General features: G+C 64.1%; 18 protein-coding genes. 1 reads left to right on the top strand and 17 read right to left on the bottom strand.

All coding sequences use genetic code 11. The features are described 5' to 3' along the window. Positions 1-568: 568 nt before the first annotated feature. From B384_RS0108050 to B384_RS0108095, 10 genes are all read right to left on the bottom strand, one after another. Positions 569-862, bottom strand: coding sequence for a glutaredoxin family protein (locus B384_RS0108050; RefSeq protein WP_019482605.1), 294 nt, complete (start codon positions 860-862; stop codon positions 569-571). 44 nt (positions 863-906) lie between these two features. Next, positions 907-2,340, bottom strand: a complete 1,434-nt coding sequence (locus B384_RS0108055; RefSeq protein WP_019482606.1) for an NADH-quinone oxidoreductase subunit N — start codon at positions 2,338-2,340, stop codon at positions 907-909. Further along, positions 2,337-3,965 carry a complex I subunit 4 family protein gene (locus tag B384_RS0108060; RefSeq protein WP_019482607.1) on the bottom strand — a complete coding sequence of 543 codons (1,629 nt, stop codon included), beginning with the start codon at positions 3,963-3,965 and terminating at the stop codon, positions 2,337-2,339. Before B384_RS0108060 ends, B384_RS0108055 begins: the two co-directional genes overlap by 4 nt. A gap of 2 nt (positions 3,966-3,967) precedes the next feature. Continuing rightward, positions 3,968-5,827 (bottom strand): NADH-quinone oxidoreductase subunit L, encoded by a 1,860-nt coding sequence (locus tag B384_RS0108065; protein ID WP_019482608.1) that lies wholly within the window; start codon positions 5,825-5,827, stop codon positions 3,968-3,970. Next, positions 5,824-6,129 (bottom strand): NADH-quinone oxidoreductase subunit NuoK, encoded by a 306-nt coding sequence (locus tag B384_RS0108070; protein WP_026041045.1) that lies wholly within the window; start codon positions 6,127-6,129, stop codon positions 5,824-5,826. The genes B384_RS0108065 and B384_RS0108070 overlap by 4 nt, the downstream gene beginning before the upstream one ends. 8 nt (positions 6,130-6,137) lie before the next feature. Next, entirely contained in the window at positions 6,138-6,707 is a 570-nt protein-coding gene (locus B384_RS0108075; RefSeq protein ID WP_019482610.1) for an NADH-quinone oxidoreductase subunit J, read from the bottom strand. Positions 6,708-6,789: 82 nt separating this feature from the next. After that, entirely contained in the window at positions 6,790-7,794 is a 1,005-nt protein-coding gene (locus B384_RS0108080) for a complex I subunit 1 family protein (protein WP_237715266.1), read from the bottom strand. After that, positions 7,742-9,139 carry a hypothetical protein gene (locus tag B384_RS0108085; RefSeq protein ID WP_019482612.1) on the bottom strand — a complete coding sequence of 466 codons (1,398 nt, stop codon included), beginning with the start codon at positions 9,137-9,139 and terminating at the stop codon, positions 7,742-7,744. The genes B384_RS0108080 and B384_RS0108085 overlap by 53 nt, the downstream gene beginning before the upstream one ends. After that, on the bottom strand, positions 9,130-9,471 hold the full coding sequence (locus B384_RS20550; RefSeq protein ID WP_019482613.1) for an NADH-quinone oxidoreductase subunit A: 342 nt from the start codon (positions 9,469-9,471) through the stop codon (positions 9,130-9,132). Before B384_RS20550 ends, B384_RS0108085 begins: the two co-directional genes overlap by 10 nt. Before the next feature lie 64 nt (positions 9,472-9,535). Continuing rightward, the gene (locus B384_RS0108095) at positions 9,536-9,748 is read right to left on the bottom strand and encodes a YHS domain-containing protein (RefSeq protein ID WP_019482614.1); all 213 of its coding nucleotides are present in this window, start codon (positions 9,746-9,748) and stop codon (positions 9,536-9,538) included. A gap of 234 nt (positions 9,749-9,982) precedes the next feature. On the opposite strand from B384_RS0108095, the gene B384_RS0108100 reads away from it, so the two are divergent. Continuing rightward, positions 9,983-10,315, top strand: a complete 333-nt coding sequence (locus B384_RS0108100) for a metal-sensitive transcriptional regulator (protein WP_019482615.1) — start codon at positions 9,983-9,985, stop codon at positions 10,313-10,315. A gap of 56 nt (positions 10,316-10,371) precedes the next feature. Here the strand turns inward: B384_RS0108100 and B384_RS0108105 are convergent, their stop codons facing one another. From B384_RS0108105 to B384_RS18290, 7 genes are all read right to left on the bottom strand, one after another. After that, on the bottom strand, positions 10,372-10,731 hold the full coding sequence (locus B384_RS0108105) for an ArsR/SmtB family transcription factor (protein ID WP_019482616.1): 360 nt from the start codon (positions 10,729-10,731) through the stop codon (positions 10,372-10,374). Position 10,732: 1 nt separating this feature from the next. Then, positions 10,733-11,968 carry an MFS transporter gene (locus B384_RS0108110; protein ID WP_019482617.1) on the bottom strand — a complete coding sequence of 412 codons (1,236 nt, stop codon included), beginning with the start codon at positions 11,966-11,968 and terminating at the stop codon, positions 10,733-10,735. A 290-nt stretch (positions 11,969-12,258) separates the two neighbouring features. Beyond that, positions 12,259-14,637 (bottom strand): heavy metal translocating P-type ATPase, encoded by a 2,379-nt coding sequence (locus B384_RS0108115; RefSeq protein WP_019482618.1) that lies wholly within the window; start codon positions 14,635-14,637, stop codon positions 12,259-12,261. 45 nt (positions 14,638-14,682) lie between these two features. Then, positions 14,683-15,687 carry a hypothetical protein gene (locus B384_RS0108120; protein WP_019482619.1) on the bottom strand — a complete coding sequence of 335 codons (1,005 nt, stop codon included), beginning with the start codon at positions 15,685-15,687 and terminating at the stop codon, positions 14,683-14,685. Positions 15,688-15,798: 111 nt separating this feature from the next. After that, complete coding sequence (locus B384_RS0108125) at positions 15,799-16,011, bottom strand: heavy-metal-associated domain-containing protein (protein ID WP_019482620.1); 213 nt, start codon at positions 16,009-16,011, stop codon at positions 15,799-15,801. 125 nt (positions 16,012-16,136) lie between these two features. Further along, positions 16,137-17,189: a type II glyceraldehyde-3-phosphate dehydrogenase gene (locus B384_RS0108130; protein WP_026041049.1), complete on the bottom strand. Its 1,053-nt coding sequence runs from the start codon at positions 17,187-17,189 to the stop codon at positions 16,137-16,139. Further along, the coding region (locus B384_RS18290) for a glycoside hydrolase family 65 protein (protein WP_019482622.1) at positions 17,182-19,774 on the bottom strand (2,593 nt) is incomplete at its 5' end. The genes B384_RS0108130 and B384_RS18290, both read right to left, overlap by 8 nt.

Consider the following 19,774-nt stretch of genomic DNA (forward strand, 5'->3'; position numbering starts at 1 on the left):
CCTGCCACTCTCGTGTTCGGGGTGCCTGACGGTTCAGAAATAATGGACCACTAGCGGAGCGGGCGCCAGTTCCATTCTCGCCCAACCCATCACGCCAACCAAGCCCGAGCAGTTCGCCGATTCCCGAATATATCCACAGTTTGTGTGGGATTCTTCTTGGCTATTGGCGTCTAAATCGTTGCGGTGAGGATCGGCTACCGGACACCCGGTGTTCGGTAGAGACACGTTCGAATGAGGCTCTGCGTTATAGTTCCACTAGGCACCTACCGAAACCAATCGGAGGCGCAACCAACACCCGTAGCTGCGTCTGCAGGCTTCCGCAGCTTTCAGAAATCCATCCTTTTGCCTGCCCCGGTGCTTGACCTCCCGCAGATTAGGAGGCGTACATCGAATCCAGAGTTCGACCTCCCCCGTGGCAGATCACGCCATCAAGGGGCGGATCTCTTGATTCTGAACTGGTGCCGAACCTTGCGAATCCCGACTCGTCGATTCGATTTCTTCACCGGGGGCATAGCAACGTGCCGGTTCCGCAACGGCCCTGCAGTCAAGGCTTGTTACAGATCAATCATCACTGGCGCCAATCGGCAGCTTGGCTATTGAGGTATTCAGAAAGCTGTTCGTCGGTCGGTTCTACGATGAAGGCGCCGTCCGGCCACACCAGTGTGGGGATGCGGCGTTTGCCCCCTTGGAGCCGACGGACCAGCGCCTCCGCAGGCTTATCGTGGTCCAGGTTGACATAGACGTAACGCTCGCCTTGCGCATCGAGCAGTTTCCGGCTGCGGCGCACGTCCGGGCACCAGTCGGCACCGTAGACGGTGAGTGTTTCCGCCTGCTGTTGGGGATTGCCTGTGTTCTGTGCCATGGGGCCTCCTGATTGTGTGGGTCAATAACAGTGTTGGAGCAAACTTAGACAACCAACGCGAGCCAGACGCCCGCACCGGCCCCAAGGAGAACTGAGACAACGGCTGCCGCATGGACAGTGGAAGCCGGACCCCACTGTACCTGAGCCGGACCAGCAGCTGGCGGATCTTCGGAACCCGCAAAAACCACCCGGGTGGCGGGCGCAATCCAGCGCAGGTAATAGAACAGGCTCGCAACAGTGTTGACCGCACCCAGCACCACAAGCCACACCATGCCTCCGTCCGCTGTGGCGGTGAAGATGGCCAGTTTGCCAACAAAGACCGCAGTGGGAGGGGTGCCCACCAGGCCCAAGAGCAGCACCGCGAGGCTGAGTACCAGCCACGGACGCCCGCGAACACCCTCAGCCCACTCCTTCAAAGAACCAGCCGCGGGCAGCGCGGCGGCGGCCGCGAATGCTCCGAGGTTGGTCACGGCGTATCCGGCCAGGTAGACCGCCAAAGCAGGGACGGCATACTCGCTCGGACCGGCGACGGCTACCACCATGAACATGTAGCCCACCTGGCTGACCGTGGAGTAGGCAAGCAGCCGAAGCACTTCGGTCTGTTGGAAGGCGGCCAGGTTGCCGAGGGTCATGCTGGCGGCGGCGATGACCGCAACAAGCAAAGGCACGTCGAGCTGGATTTGGGCGAACGGTTCGGCGACCAGCCGGAAGGCCGCGGCAACGGCCCCGAGTTTCGGAATGGTGGTAATGAAGGCGGCCATCGCAGGAGTAGTCCCGGCGGTCACATCGGGTACCCAAAAGTGCACCGGCACTGCCCCGGCCTTGAACGCCATACCTGCCAGCACCCCGATGACACCGACAGCGACCAACGGCATCGCCGCCTCCGGCAGCGCCCCGGCGAGTTCGAGGTAGTTGCCGGTGCCCGCGGCGAGGATCAGGGCGGCTACGCCCACGAGCATGAGGACCCCCACGAGTGCTCCCATCAGGTAATACTTCAGGGTGGCCTCCACTCCCCTGGCGTCCTTGGCGAATCCCGCCAGGGCGTAGAGCGGAACGCTGGCGAGCAGGTAAGCGGCTGCGAGCATCAGCAGGTCATTACTGGCAGCAAGAGCAATGGCGCCGAGCGCTGCGAGCACCATCAGGACATAAGCCTCGGTCTCGCGGGGATGGCCCGCCAGCGACGTGGAACTGAGCAACACGGCCGCGGCCGTAGCCAGGGCAACAGTGATGCGGACCACGCCGGTGGTGGTGTCGATCATCCAACTGTCTTCAAACACGCCCTTGTCCGGCTCGGTGAGATCGACGACGGCGGCAGCCGCACTGGCGAGGGCCGCCACAATTACCAACATACGGACTCTGCCTTGCTTGTCCTGCGGCGTCCACAGGCCCAGCAGCAGGCCGCCCACAGCCCCAAGGAGCAGCAGGAGTTCCGGCAGCAGGTCCAGCGGATTGGCGGACATGCCCTCCATGCCCGTCATCGGCCCACCAGTGAGGCAAGCGCGGCAGCGGCGGGTTCAATGATGTCCAGCAGTGCACGCGGGAACAACCCGATCGCCACGGAGAGGATCAGCAGCGGAAGGATTGATGTCAGCTCGCGCCCATGTAGGTCCTTGAATACGGCAGGCGCGCGGGCGCCGTCGTTCCTGGTCGTTGTCTTGACGCCGCGCGTCCCGCCGCCCCGTGCCGCGCTACCGCCGCCCCCGTGGGATCGTGCGGACGCAAGGCCGGTGGCTTCGGGCACTTTCGTGTCCCCGGTCAGCAGCCGCTGCAGCGCCACCAGGAACAGGCCTGCGGTGACAACAATCCCGGTGACCGCAATGACGGTGGCGATCGGCGCGGCCTGCAGCGCGCCGGTGAAGATCTGGAACTCGGCAATGAATGCAGACAGGCCGGGCAGTCCCAGCGACCCGAAAGCGGCCACCCCAAAAGCCGCGGCGAAGATGGGTGCGGGCCAGGCGAGTCCGCCCCACCGGTTGAAGGCGTAGGTGCCGCCGCGGTTGAAGAGGACCCCGGTGAGCAGGAACAGTGCGCCGGTGAGCAGTCCGTGGCTGACCATTTGCACCATGGCGCCGGTGACAGCGATGGTGCGGGCCTGGTCATCGGCCTGGCTGACCAGGCCCGCGGCGCCGAGACCCAGCATGATGTAGCCCATGTGGTTCACGGAGGTGTAGGCGATCATCCGTTTCAGATCGGTCTGGGCCAGGGCGGTGAAGGCGCCCCAGAGGACGCTGACCACGCCGGCGATAACGATCACCATGGCCCAGCGCTGCCAGGCGTCGGGCAAGATGGGCATGGCGATGCGGACAAAGCCGTACGTGCCCAGTTTCAGCAGCACACCGGCGAGGATCGCGGAGCCAGCGGCTGGCGCGTCCGTGTGGGCGTCCGGCAGCCAGGTATGGAAGGGGAACAGTGGGGTCTTGACGGCCAGTCCCACGCAGATGGCGAGCAGGACCAGGCCGGCGGCCACCGGGGAGTCGGTCAGGGGCGGGTCCGCGGCGAGGGCCACCATGTCAAAGGTGCGGGTTTCGCTGCCGAGAAAGAGGCCGATAAATCCGACCAGCAGCGCCAAGGAGCCTACAAAGGTGTAGATAAAAAATTTCAGCGCGCTGCGGCGCCGGTTCCCGTGGCCCCACCCGGCAATGACGAAGTACATGCCCACGATGGTCAGATCGAAGAACACAAAGAAGAGGATCAGATCCAGCGAAGCGAAAGTCCCGATCGACGCGGTTTGCAGAAACAGAAACAGCGCCGCGTACGTCCGGGGCCGCTGCTTCTCCCGCAGCGACCAGATAGCGGCGGCCAGGAACAGCACACCGGTCATGGCGATCAACGGCAACGACAGCCCGTCAACACCCACATGGTAGGAAGCATCCACGGTGGGGATCCAGCGGATCTTCTCCTGATACGCGATGCCGTCCACAATCCCGGCTGCGCCGGCCGTTCTTTGCGAGGCGAAACCGATCCACATCCCAACGATCAACGCGAGGTCAAGCGCGGCAACGGCCACCCAGAACCACGACGCCGCACGGTCCGGCAGTCCGGGCACCGCCAACAGCACCCCCGCGGCCACCACGGGAAGCAGAATAACAATAGAGAGCAGCATGGTTACCTCACGACGATCAGTAGGAGAAACAGCGCACCGAGGCCCACGACGGCCTGGAAGTAGTACTGGTGCACCAGCCCGGTCTGCGGGCGGCGCATCGCGGAACCGGCGCGGCGGGTCAGGGACCCAATACCGCGCACGGCGCCATCCACCATGTGGTGATCGGCACGGCCAATGAGCACCGCTCCGCGCCGGACGGCTGATGCGACAGCAAGGACGCCGCGGTCCAGCACCCGGTCATCAATGGTTGCCGCCGCGCGGGCGACGGCGAGCCAGGGCCGCGGCGAGAGCAGGGCGGGCAGTCCCAACCAGGTGGCCAGGGGCGTGCGCTCCAGGCGGATCAGCTGTGACCGCAGCGCAACGGTGGCCCCGAGCACGACGACGGCGAGTGCCCCCGAGACCACAAAGTCAGCGAGTCCGGGCGACGCTTCCCCTTCAGCCCCGAGCAGTTCTTTGAAGGGCTTCGCAACCGGCTCGAGGGCAAGGGCGCCAAGGACGACGGCGGTGACAGCCAGCAGGCCCGCCACCACTGATGTGGCCCGGGGTACCTTCCGGCTGCCCGGTTCTTCCGTATCCGGCCGGGCGCCGGCTTCCTTTACGAACCCCAGGATCACGACGAGGATCTTCCCGGCGTAGACCGCCGAGAGGGCAGCAGCGGCCAGCGCGACAATCCGCAGGACGCCGCCGTCAACCCCTGCAAGCACTTCATCCTTCGTGGCCCAGAGGGACAGGGGCGGCACCCCGGCCAGCGCCACAGCAGCGACGACGGCGGAGGCCCCGATGCCCGGGTGCCTGCGTGCGGCGCCGCGAAGCCCGGCGAGCTGTTTGGTGCCCAGTGCGCTCAGCCACGCCCCGGCCGCGATGAACAGGCCCGCCTTCACTCCGGCGTGCGACACCAGCTGAGCCGTGCCTCCCGCCGTCGTGCCGACGCCCGCGGCGAGAACCACAAACCCAATCTGCGCTCCGGTGCTCGCAGCAAGCAGCTGCTTGAGGTCTTTCTGCGCCGCCGCAATTGCGCCCAGGACCAGCGCGGTGGCAGCCCCGATCCAGGCCGCGGTGGGTGCCGCCCAGCCGGTCGATTCCAGCAGCGGCTGCGTACGTAATAGCAGGTACCCGCCGGCGGCGACCATCGTTGCTGAGTGCAGCAGGGCGCTCACCGGACTCGGGCCTTCCATCGCGGCGGAGAGCCAGGCGGAGAAGGGAAGCTGCGCGGACTTACCCAGTGCGGCGAGGAGTATTCCGGCGGCGGCGACGTCCCGCCAGGCGCCGTCCGCGGAGGCCAGGTCATCCAGCACCAGTGTCCCGGTCCCGGCGAACGCGGCACCCGCGGCGACGTACAGGCCAACGTCCCCGGCACGGGTGGTGACAAAGGCTTTGGTCCCGGCGGCCATTTTGCCCGGCACCTGCCACCAGTATCCGATCAGGGCGTAGGAGGTGGCGCCCATCAACTCCCACGCCACCAACAACGCCGGCACGGTGGTGGCCGTGACCGTGACAAGCATCGCGGCAGTAAAGAGGAGCAGATATCCGAGGAATCGCGCCCTCGGAACGTCGGGCGCCAGGTCGACGACGGCGAAGACAGTGACCGCGGCGGCCACCACCGCAACCGTGATGACCAGGACGGCGGAGAGCCCGTCCACCCCAACGGCGAAGTCGCCGCCTTCCACGAGGCCGATAAACGGCAGCGACAGCACCGGCCGGGTCGCCGCACCGATTGCCGCGAGGGCCACGACGGCCAGGGTTGCACCTACGGCTAAGGGTCCGGCCGCCCTGTCGGCGCGCCGGCCGGCGAGGAGCAACAGGATTCCCAGCGCCGCGGGAGTAAACACGAGGGCGGCGAGTATCGCCTGAGGGGCAGTCATCCGCTCAGCTCCGTGGCGTCGTCGACCATGTCCACCTGACGTGCACGGTAGATCGCCAGCGTCGCACCGAACCCCATCGCCATTTCCACCGCCATCACCACCAGGGCAACCACCACCAGCATCTGCGCATCGGGCAATTCCGGGGTCAGGAAGTACCAGGCCGCACCGCCTGCTAGCATCACCCCGTTGACAATCAGCTCCAGGCCCATCATCACCATCACGATCGACTGCTGGGAGAGCGCCCCGAAGAGGCCCACGCCGATCAGCGCCGCCGCGACGGTCAGGATCAATTGAAGCGTCACAGTATCCGTCATCGAAACCCACCGCCCACCGGGTCACTCGGTTTGGTGGCCCGTAGATCGGGTCCGAAGCGGTCATAACGTCCGCGGTGCGTGGCCAGGACCGTGCCGGAAATGATGGTCGCGAAAAGCCCTACGCCGATCACCAGCATCACCAGCATGTGGCTGCCCATGATCGCCTCACCCAGCTGCCGCGTGCTGTCAGCGGGCAGGCTCCCAACACGGGCCGGCCAGTCAATGGTCCAGATCCCCAGGACCAGAACAACAAAAACGACGACGCCGGCCACGGCGGATGCGCGGGCGTTGTGGACCATGGTCATCGGCATCAAACCCGCCGGGTTCATCATGAACATGATCATGAACACGGCCATGATGGCCATCTCGATCGTCATCATCAGCGCGGTAACCACCGCAAGGTACGTCAGCTCCATCGCCAGCAGGACTCCTGCCACGGCCAAGAACGAGACCAGCAACGCGAAGGTGGCCTTCGCCATGGAGTCCACCACGAACACCGCGACGCCGGCCGCCACGGAAACGAGTCCAAGTACGATCACAGCCACAATCGCCATTCCAGTCAGCATCACCGAAACACCGTCCCTTCCCTGTTGATCCTGGTGCTGCCTGTCCCTGCGCGGTCCAACCGCGCGCCGTTTACCCGGGCGCTCATGGGTAGAACCCCGAGAGCACCAACAGGCCAACCCACAGTGTCTGCAGCAGTGTTGCGGGTATCAACACCATCCAGGAGAACTCCACAAACCGGTCCGGACGCAGCACCGGGATCCGCCGCCCGATAGCTGCCATCGCCAGGATCACCAGCAGGGTCTTGAGCAGATACCAGACCGGTTCCGGCAGCCACGGCCCGGCACCGCCGCCGAGGAACAGCGCAACGGACATTGCCGCCGCCGCACCCAGAACAACTGCCCGTCCCGCCTGGACGAGTAACCTGTCCACCCCGGAGAGCTCCGACATCACGCCGGCGGCGATGTCCGCGCCGGCCGGTGACGCGAAAGGGCCCCAGAAGGCGAACGCCGCTGCGCTGGCCAGGAACACGACAAAAGCCACCGGCATGGTGACCACAAACCACAGGTTTTCCTGTGTTGCGACAATGTCAGTGGTGCGCAGCGAGCCGGCTCCCAGTCCGGCGGTGATCAGCGCGAACATCAGCGGCAGTTCATAGGCCAGCCCCTGCGCCAGGAACCGATAGGCGCCAACCAGCGAGTGGACAGCGTTGGGGCCCCATCCCACCAGCCACACGGCCGCCCACAGCAGCGCCTCCATGGCGTTAAACCACACCAGATCCGCGCTGGTGGACAACAGTGTGCGCCCGCCGATGGGCACCACCGCCAGGGACAACACAGCCAAAACCGGGACGGCGATGACACCTGATCGCCACAGCAGCCGGTCGGGGGCAAGCGTTGTCCGCCGCTGCTGCGCCAGCCACCGCGCCGTCGAGCGGAACGGCTCCACCGCGCTGCGCATCCGGCCGCCGCTGAGGACAACACTGTCAGCAACCGCGAAAACCGTCCCCAGGATCAACGCCGCCACGCCGACGGCCAGCACGGCAGGCAACAGCCCCCACGCCGCGGCCAGGGTCATGCCGGTTCCGCCCATCGGATCAGTCATGTCCGGCCCCGCCATGTCCCGACCCGTCATGTCCGGACCTGTCATTTCCAGGTCCATCCGGAAGCAACACCGGCGCCGGATCAAACACGAAACTGGCGACGATCAATCGCGCTGCCGCGAGCTCAGCGCCCTCAAGAAGAGTCTCAATGTGCTCGGGAGCAACCCGCGGCAACGACGACGTATCCCCCGCCGCAACCGCGGCCAGCGCGCGGACCCTGTCCAGGACATCGCCGGTCATTCGGTCGTTAACGGCGCCGCGCGCCGCCGTGACTCGCGGACTGTGAGCCGATCCGGCGTCGTCGTCACCTATCCCGCTGACTGACCAGGCCAGGAACCGGGAGCGGGCCACCCTGCGCGCCACCGCAGCGGCGGTCCTGCGGCCGTGCTCCCTTTCCCCGGCAGTGCCAGTGTCCGTTGACAGAGCCCAGCGGGCGTCCCGCGCCCGGCGTGCGAGCAACGGCCAACCGGCCACCAGAAGAAACCCTGCCAGCGCATCCAATGCGACGGCCGCCGCATCCGACTCAGAATGCTGAACCGCCGAATCCGGGACTGGACCGTCCAACCAGGACAACGACACACCGGTCAGCACATCACCCTGCATCGAACCCTTCAGCACCAGTCCGGTCGGCCAGCCCGGCAGCACCGGACCCAGGGTCACCTTCAACTCATCCAGCTCCAAACCATCCCGGTCCGGAGCCGTCCCCGCCATCGCCAACCCCGCAACATCGCCGCCATGATGCATATGACCGCCCATGTCATGCCCGGAGTGAGCACTGTGATCCATCGTATGAGCACTGTGGTCCATTCCACGACCGTCGGGATCCATTCCGGGATCCGCGTCCGACTCCATGGCGTGGCCGTCGTGGCCGCCCATGTCATCACCGCTGCGACTGTCCATCATGTGATCACTGTGCTCACCCACGTTGTGGCCACCCATATCGTGCGGGCTTATCCCGTCGGCGTCCGGGTCACTAGAATCCATCTCATGGGCCGGATCCTGATGCCCGGAATCCGAGCCGCCCGTAGCGTCCTGCGCCGAGGAAAGTTGGGTTGCTGGATCAGAAGGGTTCGCTTCGTAAGCGGACGGTGTGGTGAGGGCTGCGACAGCGGCGTCGAACTGCCAGGCGATATCGCTTTGGTCGATGACCTGCCGGTGTCGTGGCTGGGGCATTTGGGTCCACAGAACGTCTGTCGCCTGCGACAGGCCCGGCGGCAGCGTTCCGATGGTCAGCATCAAACCCGCATCCGCCGGGGATAACGCCACCTGCCATCCGCGGCGGTCGATTTCAGCTTCGACCAGCCACCGCAACCGGTCGTTGCCGGGCGCGTCGATGATGAATACACCTGGACGGGCCAGTGCCCATGTCCGCAGTCGGTTCATCATGACCATCGCAGCGCGCCCTCCCGCCATACATAGACCACACCAACAAAGAGGACGGCCAGGAACGCGAACATTTCGATGACGGCCGAAGCGCCCATGTCCGCGACCACCACAGCCCAGGGATACATGAAGATCATTTCCATATCGAAGGCCAGAAACAGCAGGGTGACGGCATACCAACGAACGTGGTACCGGGAGAATGCGTGCTGCTCCGGCAGGGAACCGGACTCATAGGGCAGCGCCTCGACGGGCTTACGTGCGATCCTGAAAGCCATCGCTGCGCCGAACACGCCCAGGATGACGGCCAAGACCACGGCAAGCAGTGAAACAACGGCAAACACGTAACGCTCCTTCCAGCGGTCAGGATGGTCAGTAGATTGTTTTGCGAACTGTTTCCCGGATTGGTTAGGCGGTTGCGTACCTGTCCGGGTCGGCGTCGAACATCGGCGCGCAGTCATCGCAGCAGAGGTAATAGCGCTTACCCTTGTAATCGCGCACCAGCCCCTCCTCCTCGGCGTCGGCTTTGAGCACCGTCGAACCCTTCATAACCGGGCAGTAAGCGATCTCGTCTTCGTTGCGCTTCTCATCGCCGCTTGGGGCGTGATGATGATGTCCCATCAATTTCTCCTAATACCAGTAGGGGGTATGCGTGACGTTTATCGACGATACGGCATGGGGGTATGCAATTGCAAGGATCTAAAGGGCAAGTGACTGCGGGCCCTGCCTTGCGCTGGCCAACGTGGATACCTTTCCTGTTCATAATTTGGTACCATAGGGGGGTACCCTGTATGGTACGACCGCTTCAGCACCCGGCAGCAACTCCCACTAACACTGCGAGCAGAGGATTCAATCATGGCTACAACGACGACGGCGACTGTCGCCCAAATGGACGAGCACAGTGGAGCGCACGGCTACATCTCCAACAAAGAGGACTACCAGCGGCGGCTGAAGCGTATCGAAGGCCAGGCCCGCGGACTGCAGGGGATGGTTCAGGATGAGAAGTACTGCATCGATATTCTGACGCAGGTTTCGGCCATGACCCGGGCACTGGAATCAGTAGCCCTCGGGTTGCTCAATGACCACATGAGTCACTGCGTACTCGAAGCGGCGGCTACCGGCGGCGACGAGGCGAAGGCCAAGCTGAAGGAAGCCTCCGACGCCATCGCGCGCCTCGTCAGGTCCTGACACCGAATCACTACGCGTTGTTGAAGCGCAGTTTCCCGGGCACGCAGTCTTCGGTCTTATCCGTGCGACGGTTCGCCGGTGACGCGATGGTCAGCGTGGTTCAGCCCCTCGGCCACTAGGCGGGACAGGTGGCCGTCGATGATGCTGTAGACCACGTTCCGCCCGATTTTCTGCGTGCTGACCAGGCCGCTGAATCGCAGTTTCGCCAGATGCTGACTGACAGAGGTGCGGGTACTGCCGGTGGCCTCCACCAGGGATGTGACATCCGCAGGGCCCAGCGTCAATAGCCACAGGATGTGCAGCCGGGTCGGATCGGAGAGCATCCGGAACGTGGCCGCGCCCGCTTCCAGGCGAAGCTCATCCGGGGCATCCGGGTGGTGGAGGCTCGGCGCCGGGGTCTGCGGAACTTCGGTCACATCAGCGGCCTTCCTGCGCAAGCGCATCGGTTGTCGCACTCTCGCGACGCGGCCACAAACGAAGTGCGGCCAGTGTCCCCAGTGTAGCCAGAACCGCCAGTACGACGGCGGCGGCGGACTGTCCTGCGGCGGCGNCGCCGATCCAGCCTGCGACCGGGTAGGTGATGATGAAGCAGGCGTGTGAGAGGGAGAATTGGGCGGTGAAGAGATAGGAACGTGTGTTGTCGGTTGCAGCCCTGCGCAGCAACCTTGCCGAGGGAGTGTTGATCATCGAGGTTCCCGCCCCGAGTACGGTCCAGACGGCGAGCAGTAACGGCCAGGATTCCCCTCTCCACGCGATCACTGCTGCCGCGGTGATCGCCAGGGGAAGGATGATTCCCCCCAGGGCCATCAGCGACCGGTCCGGAATCCGGTCAAGGATCCGTGGCGCCGCGAGCGCCACGACCATTGAACCGGCACCGTAACAGGCCAGAGCGATCGCGAGGTCTGTGTTGGATCCGTCGAAGATGTCCAGGGCATAGATGACCGTATTAACCAGCACCAGTGCAGTTCCGCAGCCGACCACCAGATTCAGTGCCATCAGACCGCGCAGAGACGGTTCGCGCAGAAAGATCCGGGTGCCCAGGGTGGTGCGGTGCATCAGCGCCCCGGACCGTTCCGCGGGGGCCAGCTGCGGGAGCCGGGTGGTAACGACCATCAGGGCGGAGAGGAGGAATCCTGCCATCGTCCCGACAAAGAGGTTGTTGTAGGACATAACCGTCAACAACGCAGCAGCCAGGGCCGGGCTGAGCAAGGACTCCAGGTCATAAGCCAGCCGGGACAGCGAGAGCGCCCGGGTGTAGTCCTTCTCTTTCGGCAGGACCACAGGAATCAGCGACTGGAACGCCGGGGTGAAAGTAGCCGACGCCGACTGCAGAATGAAGATCAGGACATATATCTGCCAAACCTGGTCAATGAACGGCAACGCCAGGGCGATGCCGGCCCGCACCAGATCAGCGCAGACCAGCACCGCTTTGCGCGGGAGGCGCTCCACCAACGCGGCCATCACCGGAGCAACGAACACATAGGCGAGCATCTTGATGGTCAATGCCGTGCCCAGCACCGCGCCGGCCTGTCCGCCGGCCAGATCGAACGCCAGCAGGCCAAGCGCAACAGTGAGCAGACCGGTTCCCAGTAGCGCCACGATCTGCGCCGTGAACAGCTTCCGGTAGGCGGTCACCCGAAGTACCTCAAGCACAATGAAACCCTTTCCTTGGAACAATTGGTTTCATTTATAGCACATAAGTGCACACGTATGCACTTACAGTGTGCTTTTGATTCGCGGGTTTACAGAGTAATTATCAACGGTGATTCAGGGACGACCAGTCAACATGCCGTCTGCTCCATTCCAGGGTTTCCGGTTGGGTGGGAGCGGCTGGCCCTGGGGCTTTGCGGGCGCTCGTCGAACGATCGAAAGCCGGCGAACCCGTAGGTTGCGAGTCCACCGGCCGTCGGTTAACGAAGTGCGATCGTACTTTGATGCGCCCGTCAGCGCTCCGTGCCTGCACCGGTCAGGTGCTTCGGTTCGGCAGCGGCACTATCCCGCGTGGTGGCTGGTTTGTCCTGCCTGTTGCTTCGCAGCGGTTTGAATCCGCGAAGCCTGAGGCTGTTGGAGACGACGAAGACGGATGAGAACGCCATGGCCGCCCCGGCGAGCATCGGGTTGAGCAGTCCGGCGGCGGCCAGCGGAAGGGCAGCCACGTTGTAGGCGAAGGCCCAGAACAGGTTTCCCTTGATGGTGCCAAGGGTCCGCCTGGAGAGCCGGATGGCATCCGCCGCGGCCCGAAGGTCGCCGCGGACCAGGGTGAGATCGGAGGCCTCGATGGCGACGTCGGTTCCGGTTCCCATGGCCAGGCCCAGGTCAGCCTGGGCCAGGGCAGCGGCGTCGTTCACGCCGTCGCCGACCATGGCCACGACTTTCCCTTCGCCCTGGAGTCGCTTGATCACGTCGACCTTGTCCTGCGGCATGACCTCGGCGATCACCTGCTCGATGTTCACCTGGGCGGCGACCGAGCGGGCAACGGTCTCGTTATCACCGGTCAACAGCACCGGGGTGAGGCCGAGCTGCTTGAACTGCGCGATCGCTTCCGCGCTGGTGTCCTTGATAGCGTCCGCAACAACCAGGATTCCGCGGGCCTTACCGTCCCAGCCGATGGCGACGGCAGTGCGGCCGTCCGCTTCGGCGTCGGCCTTGGCGCGTTCCAGTTCCGCGGTGAGCGGCTGGGACCAGTCGGCCAGCAGCTTGGCGCGTCCTACCAGAACGGCGCGTCCGTCAACAACGCCCTGGACGCCCATTCCTTCAAGGTTGGTAAAGTCCTCCACCCCCGGAAGGTCTCCGGTTTTCTCGGTGGCGCCCTTGGCAATTGCCTGGGCAATGGGGTGTTCGGAGGCATCCTCCAGCGCACCGGCCAGCCGGAGCACCTCGTCCCGGTCCTCACCCGTGCCTGCAACCACATCGAGCAGAGTCATGCGTCCGGTGGTGACCGTTCCGGTCTTATCCAGGACGATGGTGTCTACCTTGCGGGTGGATTCAAGGACCTCGGGACCCTTGATGATGATGCCGAGCTGCGCTCCGCGGCCCGTGCCGACCAGCAATGCGGTAGGTGTTGCCAGGCCAAGGGCGCACGGGCAAGCGATGATCAGCACGGCGACCGCCGCGGTGAAGGCGTACTCGGCGCCACTGCCGGTACCGAGCCACCAGCCGAGAGTGCCTGCTGCCAGAGCGATGACGATGGGTACGAAGATTCCGGAGATCCGGTCCGCGAGCCGCTGTGCCTGTGCCTTGCCGTTCTGCGCGTCTTCGACCATGCGGGCCATTTGCGCCAGTTGGGTGTCGGATCCAACCCGGCTGGCTCGGATGAGCAGACGCCCGCCCACGTTGACGGTGGCGCCGGTGACGTTGTCTCCGGGGACCACTTCCACGGGCACTGATTCACCGGTGAGCATGGAAGCGTCAACTGCGGAGGAGCCCTCGGTGATGACGCCGTCGGTGGCGATTTTCTCCCCCGGCCGGACAATGAATTCATCGCCAACGGTCAGGGCGTCCACGGGGATGCGTTCCTCGGTTTTACCGGTTGGTCCTTCGCGGAGGACGGAGACTTCCTTGGCGCCCATTTCCAGCAGCGCACGCAGTGCGGCTCCGGCGCGGCGCTTGGACTTTGCCTCAAAGTATCGGCCCGCCAGGATGAAGGTGGTGACCCCAGCTGCTACTTCAAGGTAGATGTTCGATGTGCCGTCCATCCTGGCGATGGTGAGCTCAAAGGGATGGGTCATCCCGGGTTCACCGGCGGTGCCGAGGAACAAGGCGTAGCTGGACCAGGCGAATGCGGCGATGGTGCCCATGGAAATGAGCGTATCCATGGTCGCGGCACCGTGTTTGAGGTTCGCCCACGCTGCCTTGTGGAAGGGCAGTGCGGCCCATACCAGCACCGGGGCGGCCATCGCGAAGGAAAGCCACTGCCAGTAGGTGAACTGCAGCGCTGGAATCATTGCCATCGCGATCACCGGGATGGAAAGCAGTGTGCTGACCACCAGCCGGTTGCGCAGGCTGTTCAGTTCCCCGGCACCTTCCTCAGCCGCATCTTCATCCTGGCCGGTACCCTGCTGCGGCTTTTTTAGCTGGGGCAGTTTGGCGGTGTAGCCGGCCTTCTCCACTTCGGCCACGAGGTCCTCGTGCTCAATGCCGGCGGGGAAGCTGACTTTGGCTTTTTCGGTGGCGTAGTTGACCGTCGCGGTCACGCCGTCGAGCTTGTTCAGGCGCTTTTCGATGCGGTTTGCGCATGAGGCGCAGGTCATTCCGCTGATGGCCAGTTCAATCTGGCCCGCGTTGACCGGCTGTTGCCGGATGCTGTCCGGAATGGTGCTCATGGCTCCTCCTTCTGAGGTGCTGGTTCTGGTCTTGGAAAGTCCGGTCTAGTGGTCCGTGTGGCCCTCATCGGTCGTTTCCTCTTGTTCGGGCGCTTCTTCGCTGGCGTCGGCGGATGTCTCCGCCCGGTCGGCGGTGGCGGTGAACTCCGCGGTGCGGACCACGCCGTCGTGCTGGAAGTCCAGATACAACCGGTAATCCCCCGCCGATGGGACAGTGGTGTAGAAGGTGATGGCTGGTCCGGACTCGGTTTGGCCGTCGCCCGGGGTTCCGGCCGGGTGCACGTGCAGGTACGCGAGGTCGCCGTCCCGGAGTGCGACGAGGTGTCCGTAGGCTGCGAGATACGGCTGCAGATCGGTCACGGGTTCGCCGTCGCGGCTGACGGAGAGCGTGAGTTCGGATTCTGCGCCGGGAACGAGCTCTCCGTCCAAGGTCACGGTATAGCCGTCGACTTCAGCGGTTCTTGATACGGCTGGCAGTTCTTCCGGTGTGTACTCGCCGGCAACCGCGATATCGACACCCAGGATTAGACCTTCGTCCGATTCATTGTCTGCCGGAACAAAGTCCGCGAAGACCCGCCAGGTACCGGCGGTCAGATCGACCGGCACACTCCACGTCCCGTCCTCCGAGAGCTCAGGGTGCACATGTTGGAAACCGGTGGTGTCGCTGCGGACCGCGATTAGGTGCATGTCCTTATCGTGGCTCTGCTCGTATTCGGTGACGGGCTCGCCGTCAGCGGCCAGGATCTGAAAGTTCAGCTGTGTTGCCGATCCGGCTGGAAGGATTCCGGTTTCGGGCTGGAGGGTGTAGCCACGCTCGGAGACCATCAACCCTCCGGGCAATTCGCCCCCAGCGGTTGGCTGGTCCGGTTGCATTTCACTGTGCGCACCGGCTTCCGAAGAAGAAGTTGACCCGCCGTCCATCTCCTCCATATTATGCGTCTCCTCAGCAGGAGGCACCGGGCTGCCGAGAACACTGCCCGTTCCGAGCGCCCCGGCGAAAGCCACAGCAAGAATTCCGCCGTAAGCGGCCAATTTGATGGGAGTGCGCATTGCGTTACTTGCCTTTCATAGTCTGCCTTCCAGGCAGTGACCTGTTCAGCGGTTGCTTATCGGCGGTGCCCGCCGGACCGGNCGGGCATGAGCCCGCCGGACCGGAATGGATCACGCCGGGACGACTACCTCGTAGCCGGCTTCCTCTACTGCTTCGGTGATTGCGTCATCCGAAATGGGTCCGTCGCTGTCGACGGTCAGGCGTCCGGCGGCGACGTCCACCGAGATATCGGTGATGCCGGGGATCTTGGTGACTTCAGCAGTGACCGATCCGACGCAGTGATCGCAGGTCATGCCCTTTACGGTGTAGGTATTGCTCGCCATGGTGACGTGCTCCTCTCGGTTGGAAATTGCCGGGTACCCCCCGGGTGTACTAAGCATACCCCCATAAGGTATGGATGACAAATACCCTCTGGGGGTACCTCTGTTCTGGATTCTGCGCATGCCGGCTACCCCTCCGTCGAGGTCTTCGCGGCCAGGAAGTCCTGCCGCATGCCCAGGGTGGAGTCGGTAATTCTCATGGAAGTCGCCGCGTCCGGCGCCGTACGGGTCAGTGCCCGGATCGCGTCGATTGTTTCGGGCACCACAATGGCTTCGTTGTATACCTGATAGGTGAGGAAAACCTCGTCGCCCTGGACGGTGATCAGGTCTTCCCACACAGCCACTTCCCACATGTCTCCCCTGGGCCGGCCGAGATCCTTCATCAGCTCAATGGTCGAGTTCAGGGCAACGAGCCCGTCCGACATGCGGATGAAGGCGATGCGTGGTGCGGCGCGAAGGGCGGCGATGACCTCCTCGCGCCCGGCCGGGCGGGTCAGCTGAAGCGTCCAGTAATGGTTATGGCTCTGCGTGTGCGCGCCCTTGGCTGCGATGGTCACCAGGTCCAGATCCGGAAGGACTGTCTGTGCATCCGGGCCCTGATGTGATGGGATTGTCGGTTCGGGAACCATGGTGTTCATGATTCCGCCCACATGTGATTCCCACGGGTCGGTAGCCCGGCGGATGAGGACCCCGCGCGCCTTGGCCAGAAGGCCTGCATCCTGGAATGCGCCAAGGACACGGACGATGCTGGTGGTGTTGCAGGAGACCACACGGGTCATGTCCCTGCCCAACGCGCTGTCGTAATTGGCCTGCGCGACAAACGAGTGCCCTGTGGTTTCGTGGGATTCACCTCCCTGCAGCACCACTTTCACGCCGGCCGCCCGGTAGCCTGCCAGATTATCTGCGGCAACCTGCTTGGGAGTTGTATCTATGACGACATCGGCCTCCTCCAAGAGCAGCTGCAACCCGCCCACGACGGTGATTCCGGCTCGTTCCATGACAACCCGCGCCTCGTTTGTGGCCGCAAACACAGTGAACCGGTTGGCCGCCGCCTGGATACGCCAATCGGCAACGACGTCGGCAACGCCGACGAGTTCCATATCCGGTTGGAGCAGCACCGCATCCGCTACCCGCTTGCCAATGACGCCGTATCCATTGATTGCCACCCGCGTTTTACTCATCTGTTCCTACCTTCGGTTGCAGTTGATCTCGTTGCCCGTCAGGTGTTTCCGGACCGGACCTGTCAGGGTCGGCGGCGGCCATTGGGAAGTCCTTGGATTCTCCGCCTGCCAGTTCGACATAGTTGCTGGCGACACCGATGCGCACGGCCGGCGCGGTGCAGGGTTGGAGGTGGATCAGGATTCGGTCCTTGCTCAGGGTGACCTCGACGCGGTGTCCGCGGTATCGCAGCTGGAAACAGATCCTGCCCAAGTGCGCCGGCAGCCGCGGGGCAAAGGTCAGGGCATTGGCCTCTGTCTGCAGTCCGGCAAACGATCTGGTGATCAGGTCGACGGTCCCGGACATTGCCCCCAGATGTATTCCTTCCTGGGTGGTGCCTCCCTGGGTGTCGTCCAGGTCGGCCACCAGGGCTTCGCGGAAGACTTCCCAGGCCCGTGATTCATCAAATCTGGACAATACCGAGGCGTGTACCACCCGGCTGAGCGTTGAACCGTTCGCGGTGCGGGCTAGGTAGTACTCGACTGTCTGCTCCAGGTCCGAATCGCTGAAGGGGTAGCCGAGCCGGTGGAGCTGCTTGAGCACTCCCTGGGGGCCGAGGAGATGGATCAGCATCAGCACGTCCGCCTGTTTGGCCAGCTTGTACCGGTTGGTGGCGTCACCTTCCGCTTCGAGGATCAGGTCCAGCCGGCCAATATTGCCGTACTTGGCCCGGTAGTGCGCCCAGTCGAGTTCGGCCAGATCCGCGTACCCCTCGAACTGGCTCAATACGCCATCGGAATGGAAGGGAATGGAGAGCCTGCGCGCGAGCCGGGACCAGAGGCTGATCTCTTCCGGTCGGATGTGTAGCCGATCGGTGAGTTCGTTGGCCGGATGGCCGGCCAGCTCCACCATGACATCGCAGGCCCGCTCGCAGACCCACGAGACCAGGACGTTGGTGTAGGTGTTGTCGCGGATTCCTGCCCCGGGCGCGTCCGGGTATCCGTCATGGTATTCGTCCGGACCCATCACACCGGAGATATGAAAGCGGTCCTCTGCCTGGTCGAAGGTGGCCAGGGATGCGAATATCCTGGCCACTTCAACGATCAGTTCCGCTCCGCGCTCCAACAGCCAATCGCGGTCCCCTGATACCTGATAGTGCTGCCACGCGTTATAGGCCACTGCCAGTCCCACGTGCCGCTGGCGGTACGAGTTGTCTTCCATCCACCGGGACGATCGGGTGTTGTAGAGCTCTTTTGGGGTCTCTTCCCGCCCATCGCTTCCGCTCTGCCACGGAAAGAGCGCGCCCTCAAGGCCGACGGTCTTGGCTGCGGCGCGCGCAGCGTCCAGCCTTCGCCAGCGGTAGTCCAGCAGTGCTCGGCTGATTCCAGGGACGCGGATCCCGATCACCGGAAAGACGAATAGTTCGTCCCAGAAAATGTGGCCCCGGTAGCCCTCGCCGTGAAGGCCTCGTGCCGGCACTCCCGCGTCCAGGACGGCGGTGTGCACGGAGATCGTCTGGAGCAGGTGAAGTACGTGTAGGTTGAGCACCAATTGGGACTGCGCGTCTGTATCCAGTGTGATCGCGAAGCGGTCCCAGAGACGCCTCCAGGACGCTTCGTGGTCTTCCAACAGTTCGCTCACACCCCGTCCGCTGCCGGCCAGTTCGGCCAGCGCACCCGTCGCAGGTGAGGAGATCGCCCCATCACGCGATGTCACCACGGCGGCGGTCTTGTCCATGGTGACCGACTGGCCATCGGCTAACCGGGCATCGAACTGCCGCCGGTATTGCCCGGTTCCGTCCACCGATCCGGGTTCCACTTTTCCGCCGCAGCTGACGATGGTTCTCACGGCGAGTGCGATGCGTATCCGGCTCCGATTGGTCTCTACTTCGCACAGGACCGTGTCGCCGTCGGGCTCGGTGAAAGCGGGGGCGCTCAGATGGCGGTGGCCTGTGCCGACGTAGTCGCGGACGTTGGTGTTGGTAACACCTGCGTCTATGCCGGTGCGCACACTCACGGTGCCAGTGAAGCCATCAGCAGCAATGGTTGTTTCCAAAGCGGCAAGATGAGGGTTGTGCATGGAGACAAGCCGCCTTTGCACAATAGAGAGCCGTCCTGCCCCCGGAGCGGACAACATTACTCGGCGTGTGAGCAGGCCCCGGCGCAGATCGAGTTCAACGCTTTCCTGCGAAGTGTTGATGTCTCCCGTTGACCACCACGGACCGTCGCCGATACGAATATCCACTGGCAGCCAGTTCGGGACATTGACCAGGTGCTCTTCCTCCAATTCGCGGCGGTGCATGGTGCTGGCCGTGCGGTTGTAGACGCCGGCAAGGTAGGTGCCCGGATAGTGAACGCCGTCGTCTTTGCGTTCCGGGTGCGCTCCACGGGTCGCCATATACCCGTTGCCCAGGGCTGTGAGCGCTTCGCGGTGTCCTTCGTGTGCCGGGTCGAACCCCTGGTAGACCAGGGTCCATGGATCGGCGCGCGTGGAGCCCAGATCCAGTTCGGCGACATCGCCAAGAACGATGTGGGCGCCTGCCAGCTCCAATTGGGTTCGATGGCCCGTACGGTCGATTCCCACGACCAGTCCGAAACCGCCGCGGCGG

The organism is Arthrobacter sp. TB 23 (assembly GCF_000294595.1).
Taxonomy (GTDB): Bacteria; Actinomycetota; Actinomycetes; order Actinomycetales; family Micrococcaceae; genus Arthrobacter_D.